Genomic DNA, 14765 nt, shown 5'->3' with positions numbered 1-14765 from the left:
CGAGTGGCCCGTGCCACGAATCGGTCAAATTCCCGGAAACGCCCAAAACCGCTACGGCAGCTTTCAGGCTATCGCGACGCTCCGTGGACTCCCCCGTACATAGCCGTCAAGAGGGGCCGGAACCGAGACACACGGAAACTCCCAATCGCGCGCTACTCACATCCCTGGTGGTGGGCCTTTCGAGTCGTCGTCGATATCGGTGTCCACGTCATCGGGCCCCATCGATTGTCGCTTTTCCTCGAGGGATTTTACCTGTCGGTAGTAGTACGCGACGCCGGCCCCACCAACGGTGACGACCAGCAGGACGATGCCGGCGAAGATGGGGACGTCTCGGCTGTTGTAAAACCGTATCGAGAGGGAGCTATCGAGACGTTCCCAGTGGAGATGCTCCTGGTCGTCGACCGTGGTCCGGTCGTAGCCGCTCGGACTGACCGCGCCGAACAGATAGTTCGTCGTCCGGTATCCTTCGGGAAGGATGACCTCGTAAGAGTCAGAAACGTACGCGGGCAGGTAGAAGGTGCGCTGGCTAGCGCCACCCGTAAACGCGAGGGTGCCGTTGCCATCGGGGACCCGAACCTCGGTGCTCGAGCGGCTCTGATCGATATCGAGTTCCGAACCCGTCAGTTCCGTCCCGTTGGGATACCAGTAGCGAACCGCCCGAATGTCGAGGGCGTTCTCCCGATAGAACGTCGAGCGATACAGCGAGAGTTCCTCGGTATCGCTCAGATTGTATACCGCACGAAACTCGCCGCTCGAGATGAGCGACCCGCTGCCGACTTCGATGGTCACGTTGGCGTCGTTGTCGGCGTGCCGGAGGTCCTCGTAGTCCTGTTCTTCGTCGAGCGTTTCGTCCGAGATACCGCCGAAGATCATCGACATACAGCCCGCTGTAATCAAGAGCACGGCGACGGCGGCTGTCGCGAGAACGAGTCGGCGGTTGACGGTCAGGTCCATACGTGTTCGGTCAGGGGACGACACAGCGTAGCTCGGCCGGGAGATACGAGCCGATGCTCGCGAGCAGGCCCGGTGGGTCCGTATCCTCGGTACAGACGACGCTCTGTTCGAGCAAGCCGAGTCGCTCGACGGTGACGTAATCCTGGGCGTGGCCAGCCCGGTTGAGCGTCGCCCGAACCTCCGCTCGAGTGGCACTGTTGACGTTGAGTCGGCCATCGCCGCGCGTCCACTCGAAGAGTCGGTCACGTTCAGCCTCGCTCAGTCGCGATGGCTCGTCCTCGCCACCGTAGACGAACGACATCGGCAGGTGCTGGACGAGTCCGAAGCGCTCGCGAATCTGGGCCGGGTTTCCGGGTCCAAGCCCAAGTTCGTCGGTCGGAATCCGGACCGGCTGACCCGCATCGAGTATGAAGCCGTCCTCGTCCCATTGCTCGAGCGTCCCGACGGCGGTTTTACCGGCCTCGAGATCGGGGAGAATTTCCCCCCACTCCTCGCGCAAGACGTTCCGAGCGACGACGGCGTCCTCGCCCTCGATCGTCACCGACGGGAAATCGTCGTGGCGGACACCTAGCGTGAACTCGACGTCGAGTTCGCCGATATCGTTCTGTACGAGCGAGCGCAGCGAGTCGAGCGATCGATCGCGAGCATCACCGTCGACGTACAGTTTGGTTGCGAGAACGACCATTAGTTCGCCCGTACGTCGATGTTGAGTTCGTCCTCGAGTTCGTCGAGTCGCGAGTCCATCGCGTGAACGAGTCGGTTGTTGTCCATCGACTCGAGTGGCGATCCACACTCGGGACACTCGAATCCGAAGTCCATCGCTTCGCCGAACTCGAATCGAATCGAGCAGATCTCACAGAGGTAAAACTCGTGGTTCTGTTCGTACTCGCGCCGTTCCTCGAGCGCCTCGTGGAGGCGATACAGTTCCTCCTCGAGGTTTTCTGGGATGTTGCCGTACTCGAACGTCCAGAGATAGGTGAGCCACCCCGAGTCCTCATCACGCAGTCGGCGGTAGGTGGCGAGATCGTTCTCGTACAGGATAAACAGCGCGCGTCGAACGTCGTTGAGCTCGAGATCCAGCTCTTCGGCGAGTTCCTCGTCGGTTACTTCCCCGTCCGGCGGTGCCGCCGCGACGGGCATCCCCTTTGGACCGACGAGCTCGTGTAAGTACTTCTGGATGACCGGATCCTCGAGCAGGTCCTCAAAAGCCATTAGCCTGTAATAATCGCATACAGCCATTAAGTCTTGTCACTCGGTTCGGGGAGCACTCCGTCCCGTGATGGTGACGGTACGGTGAGACTCACAGCAGAGACGATACCTTTTCAGCCGAGACGACACACGCCTCCTGTATGACCCAGTCGTTCGGCCCAGCTCTCCTCGAGGAACTCAATCTCCTCTCGCTCGCCCTCGTCGTCGCAATTCTAGTACTCGTCTTCGAAACCAGTTGGCTCACCGTACTGATCGTGGTCGCCGTCCTCGTGGGCCTCGGCGTGACTCGAGCAATCTGGTCGGTTCGTGGCTACGACGACGCGCTCCTCAGTGTAGGAATCGCTCTAGTGGGCGGGCTAGCGATTGTTACCCTCGCGGTCATCCTTCGGTCGTGGTTACTGACCGTGCTGATTCCACCCGCCATCTGGGTCGTCGCTGACTCGCTCTACACCTATCGGTACATCGACACCGAGGAGTCGGCCGAACGAGCGACGAACGACGATCTGAGCGGCACAGAAACGAAGGATTTGCTCGAGGATGGCCGGATCATCGTCGCCGCACTCCGAGCAGCTGACACGCCGCTCACCCCGGGACAGATCGCCGACCGAACCGACCTCTCGAGTGCAACGGTCGAGACGCGGCTTCGAGAACTCGAGCCCGACAGTCCGATCAGTCGGGCTGGTGAGCGATACACCGTCGAGGAATCGAAAATGGGCGCCTCGAGCCTACTCGAGGATGCCCTCGCCCGACTGTGGCGACCGTTCAGCGGCCCGCCTGAGCGTTCGGAATGAGGGAACGAACGAACCCTCTCACCTCAGAGATTACTCCTCTGTCGCGCGATCACTCCTCGGACACGGACTCGACCCGCTTTCCCGTCTCCGTCGGAAAGACCCGTTTTTCGGCGTCTTCCCACTCACGCTCGAGTTCGCGGCCCTCGAACAGGCGGTCGAGAAAGACGGCCAGTCCGGCGACCTCGGAGTGGGGTTGGTTGGTGACCCCGACGTTCCAGTCGGCCTCTTCGTAGATGTCGAAGGGAACTTTCTCCGCGCCGACGACGATCAGGAGTGGCTGTCCCGCCTCGAAATGGGCCGACTGAATGTCGGCTTCGACGTCCTGAACGCGCTCGCCGTACATCGTGAGATGGACCACGACGCCGTCCCACCCGCGGACGATACCTCGAGGGGAGTCGGTGAGTTCGACGTCGAACGGCCCGCCAAAGCGGTCGGTGATATCGGCGACGGTCTCGAGTGACTGGCCGGCGTTGTCCGGCAACAGGACGCGGTCGGCACCGAGCGCTCGAGCGGTCAGGCCGACGTGGGTCGTCATCCGTTCGTCCCGGCCAGGTCGATGACCGAGTCGGAGGACGACGACCTCGGGGGTGTCGTGTCCGTGCATACCCCTACTCACCGCCGGGGCCGGTTAGGCGGTTTCGTTTTCGGTGTCTCGAGGGACATCGGTTTTCGACGCTGGGAGTCCGTTCGCTTCAAAGACCATAGCAAGAAGCGCTCTTTGCTCCACTTTTCGTAGTAAGAATTTTCTTATTACTTCACGTTCCATAGTAAGGTGCTCGAGTACCGGGGCGCCCCGTCGGTAGACTTTTTCACCAGGATTACCCACCCGTATTTGAGAGAATGACCGACCTCCGAACCTGGATTACGACCGCCCGCGAACAGCGGTGGGGCATCCTCATGGACCTCGTGTTTGCCATCGCCTGGGTAACCCTCGTGGACCTCCTCTTTCGCGTCCTCAAGGGACCCGACCTGGCGTATTATCTGCTGATGCTCGCCGGCATCGTCGCCTACTTCGGGTTCGTGATGAGCCTCGAGCGTGCGGTGGCCGAGGACGAATCGGACGAGTGATTCCTGGACGCCCCAGGCACCCTCGACCCGAAACAATCTGCCGGTCTCGCGAGTGACGCTCCGTTATCCTTTAGCGCCCGCGGGTCAAAGCCGCCTGCAATGACCGCACAAACCGTCCAGCAGGGGGACCTCGTCACCGTCATCGGCCTCGAGGTGCACGTCCAGCTGGAGACCAACACCAAGATCTTCTGTGGCTGTTCGACCTCGCCCGCCGACGGGCCGAACGAACACGTCTGTCCCGTCTGTCTCGGCCTTCCCGGTGCGTTGCCCGTTCTCAACGAGGCCGCCGTCGAAGCCGCCGTCAAAATCGGGAAGGCGATCGACGCGACGATTCCCGAAGAGACGCGGTTCCACCGGAAAAATTACTACTACCCCGACCTGCCCAAGAACTTCCAGATCACCCAGTACGACGAACCGATCTGTCAGGACGGCGAACTCGAAATCTCCCTCGAGGGCGAGCGCCACACCATCGCTATCGAACGCGCCCACCTCGAGGAAGACCCCGGCAGTCTCCAGCACGTCGGTGGCTCCATCGACACCGCAGAGTACACCCTCGTCGATTACAACCGTGCGGGGACACCACTGATGGAGATCGTCACCGCCCCCGACTTCCGCAGCCCGAAGGAGGTCCGGGCGTTCCTGGCCGAACTCGAGGAAGTCCTCGAGTACCTGGGCGTGTTCGACGCGGGCCGTGACGGCAGTCTGCGCGTCGACGCCAACCTCTCGATCATCGACGGCGACCGCGTCAGTGACGACGGCTCGATCGAACTCGCAGACCTCGAGGCGGCCAACCGAACCGAAGTCAAGAACATCTCGAGTCACAAAGGGGCCGAGAAAGCGCTCGCTTACGAGGAAACGCGCCAGAAAAACGCCGTCCGTCGCGGTCGCGCGGTCGAACAGGAGACTCGCCACTGGGACGAGAGTCGCGGTATCACGGTTTCGATGCGTTCGAAGGAAGCCGAAAAGGACTACCGCTACTTCCGAGAGGCCGACCTCCCGCCGCTTCGAGTTGCCCACTGGAAAGACGAAATCGCTATTCCGGAACTGCCCAAAGCCCGCCGCGAGCGCTTCGCCAGCGAGTACGGCCTCGGCGAGGAAGCCGCGTCAAAACTCACCTCGACGAAACAGGTCGCCGACTTCTACGAAGACGTCGCCAGCGAGTTCGACCCAGACCTGGCGGCGACCTGGGTGGCCGACGAACTGCTCGGCGAACTCAACTACCGCGACATGCAGATCACCGACATCGAGGGGCGCCTCGAGGAGATCGCGACACTCGTCGAACTGGTCGCAACCGACGAAATCACCGCGAAAAACGCCAAGGAAGTCGTTCTCAGAGGGATGCTCGACGAGCGCGACGATCCGGAAACCATCGTCGACCGCGAAGGGCTGGGGAAAACCGACGACGATGCGGTGCAGGCAGCCGTCCTCGAAGCAATCGAGGAAAACCCCGACGCAGTCACCGACTACGAGGCCGGCGAAGGCGGCGCAATCAACTTCCTCGTTGGGCAGGTCATGCAGAAAACCGGTGGCAGCGCCGACCCGGGCGACGTCAACGGCCTGTTGCGCGCCGAACTCGAGTAAGGGAGCACGCGACTGGTTTGGGGCACACGACTGGCCTGGAGCACGCGACTGGCTTTCGGTTTTTACTCGAGACCGCTATCACAGCCGATCAGCGCCGTCCACGTCGCCCTCGTTCGAGAGCGGCCAGGTCAACCGCGCCGTGTTCTCGGAATCGCTCGTCTGCTCGTCGCTCGAGGATTCGTCATCGAATCGGTCGAAGCAGACGGTGACTACCGTGCCGTCGTCGTCGCTGTCGAACGTGAGGTCGGCGTAGGGAGTCAAAATCCACTGGCTGATCCACAGTCCCATGCCGCTGCCGTGTTCGAGCGGCGACTCGAGACCGGCGTCGATCACGTCGCGCTCGGTGTCAGGAATCCCGGAGCCGGAATCGGCGATTCGAAGTTCGGCCGTCTCGGCGTCACTGGTAACGGTGATATCGATCGTTGGGCTGTCTCCGCCGTGGACGACGGCGTTCTCGAGGAGTTCGTACAATCCGAGTGCGAGGAGGTCACAGCCGTGTACGTGCAGGGAATGTTTGAGCGGATCATCGCCGTCGGCACGGGCATCGAGTTCTCCATTCGCCGTGACGGAAACGCGACCGCGGATGCGGTCACCGTGCTGGTCGTCGAGGCGGTACAGCGCGTCCGAAAGCGCGCCGAACACGTCGACGCCACGATTCGCACCGGCCGGTGTCCCGAGCAGTTGCTGGACGATACGCGCTTTTTCGCTCATTCGCATCACCATCTCGGATTTGCGCTCGACGATGTGGAGTCCGTCGCGTACCTCCCCGCTCGTCTGTTTGGCCGCCATCGACGCGTACCCCTTGATGACGTTCATCTCGTTGCGGATATTGTGACGTAACACTCGGTTGAGGACCTGCAACTGCTCCCGTTCTTTGTTTTCGGTCACGTCCAGAATGACGCCAACGACCGAGGCCAGTTCGCCGTCACCCGTGACGATTCCTTCACCAACGTCCCGAACCCAGCGTTGACCGTCGCCTGCGCTTCGTATGCGATATGTCACGTCGTAACGCTCCCCGTTGGCTACCGCGCTTCGTTTCTGTTCGAGTACCTGCTGGCGGTCGTCGCCGTGAACGAGTTCGTGCAAGGACCGCTCACCCGACTCGAACGTCTCTGGCCCATAGCCAGTCACCGCTTCGGCGGCCTGGCTGACGAACGAACACGAATCCGCAGTCACCGACGGTAATCGGTAGACGATTCCGGGCAGGTTTTCGATGAGTGCTGCCTGTTCTTTGCTCTGGCGCTCGAGTTCATCAGCCAGGCGCTCGAGTTGGCGCTCGCGGTGTTTCCGGATGGTGATGTCCTGGGCCACGAGTAACTGTCCGGTGAGAGACTCTTTTTGGGCGTAAAACGGTGAGAGCGTCAGCGCATAGTTTCTGCATTCCGGCGTTTCAGCCTCGATATCGCGCCGAATGTCGCTTTTCTTTCCTCCCTCCCCGACACCCGGTGACGGTGGTCGGTCGCCCGGCGCGCCCGCATCGTATCGAAGTGCAGTGGCAGCATCCGACGCCCAGTCGGCGTCGGTATCGGCGTTCGCCTGCCCCTGTGGTTCGACCTCGATTTCGATCGTCCGTTCAGACCGGACGTCGCCGTCGAAAAACGCCTCGAGTGCGCCAGCATTCGCGTGCGGGTCATCAGCGAGGTCAACTGGCGTCGACCACGAAGTGGTGTGCGTCTGGAAATCGAGCGCTCGCATCCGAGACAGTGCTAACGTCGACGTGACTGAAGCGCCGACGGCATCGGATTCACCAGTCTCGAGCAGCGGGACGATCGCACGATTGAGGTCGACGATCCGTCCCTCGAGGTCGAGGACGAGTACGCCGTCGTTCATTTCGTCGATGACGGTCTCTCGAGCGACGGGAACGACGTCCATGAAGCCGTACCGGAACATCGACCAGGCGAATGCACCGGCGGAGACGCCGATAGCCAGCGGGGTGAGATCGGACTGGAATGAGGTAAACAGATAGACCATGTTGGCACCCCACGGAATGGTGATGGCAACCATGATCGCGAGTACCTGATCTCTGTACAGCGTTTTCGAGTACAACACGAACGAAAGAAGGAGAATCGTCCCGACGAGCAAGAGTCCGTACGAATACAGCGCGTGTATCCAGAACAGGTCGCCGTACACCGCCTGCTCGAGCGGATTACTCGAGACGTCGCGCCAGAACAAGTCGTGCCAGCCGTGTGTCCAGACGACGAACTGGACGGCAATGGGTTCGATCGCTAGCAAGGACAACGTTCGACGGTTGATCCAGTTTCCGCGGCCCGTAAACTCGAGGGCGAACAGGAACCAGCCGAGCACGACGGTCGGGATACCCGCATAGGTGAGTCGATACCAGATGAGCGTCCGTTCGAACGAGGGGTCGATGCTGGCCAGAAACGTGCCGCCGCTCCAGATGGCGAGCCCCGCAACCAACAACAGAAACGGTTTTGCACCGGGCCGTTCGCGATACTGCCAGGTCATCCCGCCGAGAACGAGCGAGAAAACTGTCGCCATCACGAGCCCAGCGGTAAACAACGACCCTTCGACCATCCGTTTCTTGAAAGACGGCGGTCGGGTTATATAACATCTGTGGCCGCTGCAAGCTGTCCGTACGCCGCATTCGGGAACCTGTTAGGTTCGGCAGTACCGTCGACATCCGACTATGATCACGCTTGGGAGTGGTAGAAATCGCTCGAGTGAACGACATTCAAACAGGCGACTCGCGTCACTGTGTGGGTGAACCGTGCGTCCCTTCCTCGTCGATGACCCGCTCACGCCAGGTGCCCAGGCGGAACCAGAGCACCGCCACGACGAACGAGAGGCCCATGCCGACGGAGAACGCCCACCAGATACCTGCAACACCCCAGTCGAAGGCACTGAGCGTGATGCCGATGACGGGAATCGTGACCGTCCACGCGAACGCGAGTACGAGTGCGACGGGGACGCGAAATACCCACCGCGAGAGCATGGAAAGCACCATCGCCTCACGCGTATTCCCGGCACCACGGAACGCACCCTGAATTACCATGACCCCGGCGAAGAGTGCCCAAAATGGGGCGTTGATTCGTAAGAAAACGACGCCTTCTGCAATGACCGCGGGATCATCGACGAAGATACCGATTGCCTGTGCAGGGAACGCCAGAATAACTCCTGCAATCGCGGCGATAAAGAGGAACGTACCGGCCGTCGCCGTTTTGGCGACGGCGGCCGCGCGGTCAGGCGTCTTCGCACCCAGGTTCTGGCCGACGCCGGTCGCTGTCGCGTCGCCGACCGCCCCTGCGACAGACCACGTTACCGACATCAAACGGACGACGATGCCGTACGCCGCCGTCGCGTTGGCTCCGAACCTGGCGACGAATCCCGCCATCGCGACGGCGGCGAAACTGCGCGCCCAGCCGTCGAGTGTCGCCGGATAGCCGATATCGATCAGTTGCCGCTGTATCGATAGGTTCGGTTTGAGGTCACGAAGTCTGAGTCGAACGCCGTATCGCCCATCGAGCAACAGATACACCCCAGCCAGGGTCGCAACCGCGCGGGCGATAAAGGTCGCAACGGCTGCGCCTCGAGTTCCCATCTCGGGAAACGGCCCGATACCGAGGATAAAGAACGGATCGAGCACGACGTTGATGCCCGCCGAAATCAGGACCAGCCACATGGCGGTTTTCGTATCTCCGGCGCCCTGCAGAGACGAGCGAAACGCGAAAAACAGAAACGTCAACGGCAGCGCCAGAAAGATGACCTCGATGTACGCGAGCGCCTCGACGAACACCTGGTCACGCGCACCGATGAGTTCGAGCAACGGCCGTCGAAATACCAGACCGAGCGTCGCGAGCACGCTCGAGACAGCTATCGCGAGCAAAATCGTCTGCCCGACGACCCGGTCAGCCGCGCGCTGGTCGCCCGCTCCGACGTGCTGGGAGACGAGTGCGATAGTTGCGGCAGTCAATCCCATCGCTGTCGAGACGAACATCCACGAGAGCGGGAACATCAGGGAGACGGCTGCAACGGCTTCGGCGCTAACGCGCCCGACCCAGAACATATCTGCCAGATTGTAAAACGTCTGGAGGAGATTGCCGAGGACGAGCGGCCAGGCCAACTGCGCGAGTTTCGGTGGAATCGACCCGGTCGTCATGTCGATTCCCTTTCGCTGGTCGACGCCACCGTCAGTTACTGGCTCGCCCGACGGCTCACTTGGCTCGAGGGGCGTTGAGTCGGGTGGCGTCGACTCGAGGGATGCCGACTCGGTCGTGGCCACCGAATCGCGATTGTCGACTTCATCGCTGAGGTCGGCCGAATCGCGATTGCCGGCTTCGCCACTATTACCTGCCGAATCACATGCATCGACCCCACCGCTGGCGGACCCAGTCCTCGAGCCAGCCGCGTCGTCAGAACCGTTCGTCTCCACCGTCGTTGGTGTTCGTCGGCCAGCCCCCAAAAGGCCTCACGTCTGCGTTGGCGTTGCCGGAAACTCGAGTGTGTGACCAAAAGAATTCTCTTGGGCCAGTGTGACGTCATATCCATGTCCAACGGTCACACACTCGAGGACGAAACCCGCCACAGGATCGATTCGCTCCTCCGGGAACGACTCCACGAAGACGACATTCCGGGGCTAAGTCTGGCCATCACCGACAGCGACGGGGTTTGCTACGCTCGAGGCTACGGCTCGCGAGACCTGTCCTCGAACGCTCCCGCGACGCCCGAAACCGTGTACGGCATCGGCTCGGTCTCGAAATCGTTCGCCTCGCTGGCGACCCTTCTGTTGGTTGATACGGGGGAACTGGACCTCGACCAGCCGGTGACAGACGAACTCGACGTCGACGTCCCGGCGGACGTGACCGTCCACCAACTCCTGAGCCACACCTCCGGCTACCCCTCGCTCGCTACCAGTGAAGCGCTCATCGCCAGACAGATGGAAGTCGGCGAAACCGGCGTCCCGCTCGGAACTCGTGCCGACGTCCGTGCCCACATCGAGGGCGCACGTGAGGAAACCAAATCTCCAGGCGAGCGCTGGATGTACTGCAACTCGGGGTACACCCTCATCGGGTGGCTGATCGAACAGTGTACCAACACTCCGTACACCGACTTCGTGACCGAACGAATCCTGGAGCCACTCGGGATGGACCGTTCGACCTACGACGAAGCCACGTACGAGGCGTTCGACGACCGCATGACGCCGTATCACAAGACGGACGACGGCCTCGAGCCGAAACCGGTTCCCGTCCGCGAACAGAGCGCGGCCGCGGGCGGGTTGCTCGCCCCCGTGACCGATATGGCGTCGTATCTGCAACTTCACCTGCGCGGTGGACGCTACAACGGGAATCGCCTGCTCGAGGAATCGACGCTCGAGAAAGCGTACGGGGCCTACGCGGAGACGCCGTCGGGCCCGTACGGCTACGGCTGGCGGACGCGAACGGTGGCCGGCGAGTCGCTCGTCGGTCACGGCGGTTCGATCGCCGTTTCGACGGCCTACGCGGGGTTCAGCAGGGAGCACGACCTCGGTATCGTCCTGCTGGCGAACACGGCACCGGGGTACGGCCTCGCGGAACTCGGGAAAGGTGTCTTCGGTACGCTGTGTGGCGAGGACCCGGAAGAACGTCCGTTTTTCGCCCGAAAGAAACGGTTTCATGAACTCAGCGGCGAGTACGAGTCCTATCGCGGCATCAAAACGGCGACGGTGGAGCCCGAAGGCGGCACCCTGCGCCTGCGTATCGACGGCCCGATCGGTGACGGGAACTGGACGACACTGATTCCCGATGACCTCGAGAAGGGAACGTTTTCGATACTGACGCCGGCCGGGGAGCGACAACCCGTACAGTTCGCAGAAACCGATACCGGCCGAGAGTTGCTGGTCGACCGGTGGCGATTACACCAGCGCTCGAGCTGAACGGACTCACACCTGGCTGTGGGTGTGACCACTGGAGTGGCACCGTTCGACGGTGACACAACCAGTCGACATACAGCAACACAGGGAACGTTACACCTAAGCGGCTCGCCCGTATATGCTGGAGCGGTATGTTGGTGTCCGGAACCGTCGTCGTCGACGCCGAGACCGTAATCGAAGACGGTGCTGTCGTCACTGTCGACGACCGAATCGTCGCCGTCGGCGAGCGATCCGATTGTCTCGAGCGCTATCCGGACCACGAACGGCGCACGTACGACCTCGTCGCGCCGGGAACCGTGGGCGCACACGTTCACTCCGTCCAGAGCCTCGGCCGGGGTATCGCCGACGACACCCAGTTGCTCGAGTGGCTCTTCGAGTACGTTCTCCCGATGGAAGCCGAACTCGACGCCGAAGCGATGGGCGTCGCCGCCGAACTGGGCTATCTCGAGTTACTCGAGAGCGGGACGACGACCTGCATCGACCACCTCTCGGTGTCTCACGCCGAGCAGGCCTTCGAGGCTGCACGAGAGCTGGGAATCCGTGGTCGGCTCGGGAAGGTGTTGATGGACAAGGACGCCCCGTCCGGCTTGCTCGAGGATACCGACGACGCACTGGCCGAAAGCGAACGCCTGATCGAACGCTATCACGGTATCGACGATGGTCGAATCCAGTACGCCGTCACACCCCGGTTTGCCGTCAGCTGTAGTGAAGCCTGCCTGCGCGGAACTCGAGCGTTAGTAGATGCCTACGACGGGGTCCGAATTCATACGCACGCGAGCGAGAACCGCGACGAGATCGCCACAGTCGAAGCCGAAACGGGAATGCGAAACGTCCACTGGCTCGACGAAGTCGGTCTCACCGGCGAAGACGTCGTGCTGGCTCACTGCGTCTGGACCGACGAGAGCGAACGCGAGGTGCTCGCCGAAACGGGTACGCACGTCACCTACTGCCCCTCTTCGAACATGAAACTCGCCAGTGGTGTCGCGCCCGTTCAGGACTACCTCGATCGGGGTATCAACGTCGCCCTCGGCAGTGACGGTCCGCCCTGTAACAACACGCTCGACCCGTTTACCGAGATGCGACAGGCCTCACTGCTACAGAAGGTCGACCGCCTCGAGCCGACCGCCCTGCCGGCTCGAACCGTCTTCGAAATGGCGACGATCAACGGCGCAAAGGCGGCCGGGTTCGAGGACGTCGGTACCCTCCGAACGGGCTGGAAAGCAGACCTGATCGGCCTCGAGACCGATTTGACGCGAGCCACACCGATTCACGACGTGCTCTCCCATCTCGTCTTTTCGGCTCACGGCGACGACGTTCGCTTCACGATGGTCGACGGTCGCGTGCTCGTCGACGATGGCGAAGTGCAACACGCCGATCCGAAGGCAATCAGGGAACGCGCTCGAGAAATCGCGTCGGGACTCGAGTGTGCGCCATAAATCCGCCACCTGTTTTACTGTCGCTGCTTTCGTCCCCGGGCATCAATGGTGCTATCTTCAAAAACCGAGTGACTCGAGTACCGGAACGGAGAGATCGGCGGCCTCGACAGCTTTATACCCCAGATAGATACCGACGATTCCCATCAATCCTGGAAGCTCCGGGGGTGCAGGAATAGGAACGTCGAACAGCGCAAAAAACGCACCCGTCAACAGGCCGGTGAGCAAGCCGAGTGCAATCAGTTTGAATCCCATACCGTTGCAGGGGAAAGCGATGACAAAAACGCTCTGGTATCCTCGAATCCGTTTCGCCTTCGTTAGCCAAGACCGACACCGTGTGAATCGACGTCCGTCACCAATTTTCGTCAATTGACGATACACAGTTTTAATATCGTCGAAGAAATGGGGATTGAGTATGCACGCAAACACGCGACAGCACCCCCCGGTATCGATACCAGCCGAACTCGAGTCCGCACAGGCGAAGCTCATCTATCTCTCGCTCTCACTGAGGGACGATTCCGAGACACGGACGGTCGACGACCTCTGTTGTAATCTCAACGTCGATAAAGGCGCTGCACTCTCGATCCTGGCCACGTTGCGCGAACGTGGCTACGTCGAACGACGAGACGGACGGTATCACGTTCTCGAGTGAGACGAAAACCCATTCGCCTTCTGTAGACTCACTCCAGCACGCGCTCGAGCAGCACCGTCGCGATAATCGACCCGAGAAACAACGGCACAATAACGTAGCCAAAGGCGTGGAGCATCACGAGCATCGACCACTGCGTGATCGGGTCGGTCGGCGGCCAGAGCAGCGGGATTGCCTCGGCCAAAAAATCGCGGCTGAATAGCACGAGAACGAAAAATACACCACCCGCACACGCCAGTCGTACGGCCAGTTCCCGGCGGTCGAACCGAAGGTCGAAGCCGGGTGACGGGTCGGGCCACTCGCGGTCGTCTGCCCCGTTGCCATCGTTCGCAGTCATACTCGAGAGGGGGGAAGCGAAGGGCTTGAAACGTGTGGTCCCTACAGTTCGATTCGCTCGACCAGTTGTTCGCGTTTCTCGTTCGTGTTGACCGCGACGATGCGAATCAGGTCCTCGAGACCCGAGCCGTTGAGTTTCGCCTTGAGCAGATTGTCCACCTGATAGACCCCTGCGGCGTTGGTCATCGCGATTTCGACCATCACCGGCGTCCCTTCGCCCTCGTGAAGCGAGACGCGGTCGATCGCTTGACTCGAGAGCGTGTTGATTCCGCGGCCACCCTGTTCGTACGGGATGCGTGAACGCCCGCGTTCCATATCGAGTGCGTCAGCGACTCGAATGACACCGGCCTCAGTCGTCAGCGGCGTCTCCGCCGTGTGGTGGCACAAAATCGCGTGTAGCACCTCACCTTTGACACGAACGCTGTCGGAGACGTCGTAAAATTCGGGCAGAATCTTGTCTAGTAAGTCCGCAGCGAGCGGAATCGAGTAGTACGCGTGCTGGTCGCGATGGACCACGTGGCCCACGTCGTGTAAGGTCGCCGCCAGCGCGACGATCACCGCCTCGTCAGCCTCCTCGAGACCCTGTTGGTTCGCCCCATTGAACTCGACGTTTCCGGCTTTCAACAGATCGTAGAGACACAGCGCCCGATTGCGGACGATTTCGATGTGTTTTGCGCCGTGATCGTTGTAGCGTTTTCGGTCGACAGCATTGACGTTCTGGGCTCTGAGATAGGTCTGTACCTCCTCGTCGCCATCGAGCCACTCGAGGACGGCGTTTACCTTCTCGTCGGGAAAGTGGTGCTCGTTGTCCGGATCGTACACCCGACGGTCACCCGCCTCGCCGATCGGCTGCTCTGGCTGTTCACTATCGCTCATAC

General features: G+C 61.3%; 15 protein-coding genes. 6 read left to right on the top strand and 9 right to left on the bottom strand.

Annotated features, from left to right (window positions below; all coding sequences use genetic code 11):
* Positions 1-156: 156 nt before the first annotated feature.
* From NLK60_RS15155 to NLK60_RS15145, 3 genes are read right to left on the bottom strand one after another with little or no spacing between them, the layout of a single operon-like run.
* A complete protein-coding gene (locus NLK60_RS15155) occupies positions 157-954 on the bottom strand; it encodes a DUF5803 family protein (RefSeq protein ID WP_254808609.1) in 798 nt (265 codons plus the stop codon).
* A 10-nt stretch (positions 955-964) separates the two neighbouring features.
* Positions 965-1639, bottom strand: a complete 675-nt coding sequence (locus NLK60_RS15150) for a DUF2110 family protein (protein ID WP_254808608.1) — start codon at positions 1637-1639, stop codon at positions 965-967.
* Entirely contained in the window at positions 1639-2166 is a 528-nt protein-coding gene (locus tag NLK60_RS15145; RefSeq protein ID WP_254808607.1) for a transcription factor, read from the bottom strand. Before NLK60_RS15145 ends, NLK60_RS15150 begins: the two co-directional genes overlap by 1 nt.
* A 137-nt stretch (positions 2167-2303) precedes the next feature.
* On the opposite strand from NLK60_RS15145, the gene NLK60_RS15140 reads away from it, so the two are divergent.
* Positions 2304-2954, top strand: coding sequence for a hypothetical protein (locus NLK60_RS15140; protein ID WP_254808606.1), 651 nt, complete (start codon positions 2304-2306; stop codon positions 2952-2954).
* Positions 2955-3003: 49 nt separating this feature from the next.
* Here NLK60_RS15140 and NLK60_RS15135 read toward each other — a convergent pair whose 3' ends face one another.
* Positions 3004-3558, bottom strand: coding sequence for a tRNA (cytidine(56)-2'-O)-methyltransferase (locus NLK60_RS15135; protein WP_254808605.1), 555 nt, complete (start codon positions 3556-3558; stop codon positions 3004-3006).
* 236 nt (positions 3559-3794) lie between these two features.
* Between NLK60_RS15135 and NLK60_RS15130 the strand changes: the two genes are divergently transcribed.
* Both NLK60_RS15130 and gatB read left to right on the top strand, forming a co-directional pair.
* Positions 3795-4022, top strand: coding sequence for a DUF8119 family protein (locus NLK60_RS15130; RefSeq protein ID WP_254808604.1), 228 nt, complete (start codon positions 3795-3797; stop codon positions 4020-4022).
* Positions 4023-4121: 99 nt separating this feature from the next.
* A complete protein-coding gene (gene gatB / locus NLK60_RS15125) occupies positions 4122-5603 on the top strand; it encodes an Asp-tRNA(Asn)/Glu-tRNA(Gln) amidotransferase subunit GatB (protein ID WP_254808603.1) in 1482 nt (493 codons plus the stop codon).
* A gap of 78 nt (positions 5604-5681) precedes the next feature.
* On the opposite strand, the gene NLK60_RS15120 is transcribed toward gatB, so the two are convergent.
* Positions 5682-8102: a histidine kinase N-terminal 7TM domain-containing protein gene (locus tag NLK60_RS15120; protein WP_254808602.1), complete on the bottom strand. Its 2421-nt coding sequence runs from the start codon at positions 8100-8102 to the stop codon at positions 5682-5684.
* A gap of 211 nt (positions 8103-8313) precedes the next feature.
* Positions 8314-9720, bottom strand: coding sequence for an MATE family efflux transporter (locus NLK60_RS15115; RefSeq protein ID WP_254810502.1), 1407 nt, complete (start codon positions 9718-9720; stop codon positions 8314-8316).
* A gap of 387 nt (positions 9721-10107) precedes the next feature.
* Between NLK60_RS15115 and NLK60_RS15110 the strand changes: the two genes are divergently transcribed.
* Both NLK60_RS15110 and NLK60_RS15105 read left to right on the top strand, forming a co-directional pair.
* Positions 10108-11472, top strand: coding sequence for a serine hydrolase (locus NLK60_RS15110; protein ID WP_254808601.1), 1365 nt, complete (start codon positions 10108-10110; stop codon positions 11470-11472).
* A gap of 128 nt (positions 11473-11600) precedes the next feature.
* Entirely contained in the window at positions 11601-12905 is a 1305-nt protein-coding gene (locus NLK60_RS15105) for a 5'-deoxyadenosine deaminase (RefSeq protein WP_254808600.1), read from the top strand.
* Positions 12906-12962: 57 nt separating this feature from the next.
* On the opposite strand, the gene NLK60_RS15100 is transcribed toward NLK60_RS15105, so the two are convergent.
* On the bottom strand, positions 12963-13157 hold the full coding sequence (locus NLK60_RS15100) for a XapX domain-containing protein (RefSeq protein WP_254808599.1): 195 nt from the start codon (positions 13155-13157) through the stop codon (positions 12963-12965).
* A gap of 160 nt (positions 13158-13317) precedes the next feature.
* Between NLK60_RS15100 and NLK60_RS15095 the strand changes: the two genes are divergently transcribed.
* Positions 13318-13554: a helix-turn-helix domain-containing protein gene (locus tag NLK60_RS15095; protein WP_254808598.1), complete on the top strand. Its 237-nt coding sequence runs from the start codon at positions 13318-13320 to the stop codon at positions 13552-13554.
* Positions 13555-13582: 28 nt separating this feature from the next.
* On the opposite strand, the gene NLK60_RS15090 is transcribed toward NLK60_RS15095, so the two are convergent.
* Complete coding sequence (locus tag NLK60_RS15090) at positions 13583-13888, bottom strand: hypothetical protein (RefSeq protein ID WP_254808597.1); 306 nt, start codon at positions 13886-13888, stop codon at positions 13583-13585.
* Between the two features lie 41 nt (positions 13889-13929).
* The gene (locus tag NLK60_RS15085; protein WP_254808596.1) at positions 13930-14763 is read right to left on the bottom strand and encodes an HD domain-containing protein; all 834 of its coding nucleotides are present in this window, start codon (positions 14761-14763) and stop codon (positions 13930-13932) included.
* Positions 14764-14765 lie beyond the last annotated feature (2 nt).

This window comes from Natronosalvus amylolyticus (assembly GCF_024298845.1).
Classification (GTDB): domain Archaea; phylum Halobacteriota; class Halobacteria; order Halobacteriales; family Natrialbaceae; genus Natronosalvus; species Natronosalvus amylolyticus.
The sequence above is the reverse complement of the archived record's forward strand: the minus strand, read 5'-3'. Positions and strand labels throughout refer to the sequence as shown.

Coding starts and splice junctions, on each gene's coding strand:
- NLK60_RS15090 (WP_254808597.1), bottom strand. CDS start 13,888: ATGACTGCGAACGATGGCAACGGGGCAGACGACCGCGAGTGGCCCGAC.
- NLK60_RS15100 (WP_254808599.1), bottom strand. CDS start 13,157: ATGGGATTCAAACTGATTGCACTCGGCTTGCTCACCGGCCTGTTGACG.
- NLK60_RS15085 (WP_254808596.1), bottom strand. CDS start 14,763: ATGAGCGATAGTGAACAGCCAGAGCAGCCGATCGGCGAGGCGGGTGAC.
- NLK60_RS15110 (WP_254808601.1), top strand. CDS start 10,108: ATGTCCAACGGTCACACACTCGAGGACGAAACCCGCCACAGGATCGAT.
- NLK60_RS15140 (WP_254808606.1), top strand. CDS start 2,304: ATGACCCAGTCGTTCGGCCCAGCTCTCCTCGAGGAACTCAATCTCCTC.
- NLK60_RS15095 (WP_254808598.1), top strand. CDS start 13,318: ATGCACGCAAACACGCGACAGCACCCCCCGGTATCGATACCAGCCGAA.
- gatB (WP_254808603.1), top strand. CDS start 4,122: ATGACCGCACAAACCGTCCAGCAGGGGGACCTCGTCACCGTCATCGGC.
- NLK60_RS15155 (WP_254808609.1), bottom strand. CDS start 954: ATGGACCTGACCGTCAACCGCCGACTCGTTCTCGCGACAGCCGCCGTC.
- NLK60_RS15150 (WP_254808608.1), bottom strand. CDS start 1,639: ATGGTCGTTCTCGCAACCAAACTGTACGTCGACGGTGATGCTCGCGAT.
- NLK60_RS15145 (WP_254808607.1), bottom strand. CDS start 2,166: ATGGCTTTTGAGGACCTGCTCGAGGATCCGGTCATCCAGAAGTACTTA.
- NLK60_RS15135 (WP_254808605.1), bottom strand. CDS start 3,558: ATGCACGGACACGACACCCCCGAGGTCGTCGTCCTCCGACTCGGTCAT.
- NLK60_RS15120 (WP_254808602.1), bottom strand. CDS start 8,102: ATGGCGACAGTTTTCTCGCTCGTTCTCGGCGGGATGACCTGGCAGTAT.
- NLK60_RS15130 (WP_254808604.1), top strand. CDS start 3,795: ATGACCGACCTCCGAACCTGGATTACGACCGCCCGCGAACAGCGGTGG.
- NLK60_RS15115 (WP_254810502.1), bottom strand. CDS start 9,720: ATGACGACCGGGTCGATTCCACCGAAACTCGCGCAGTTGGCCTGGCCG.
- NLK60_RS15105 (WP_254808600.1), top strand. CDS start 11,601: ATGTTGGTGTCCGGAACCGTCGTCGTCGACGCCGAGACCGTAATCGAA.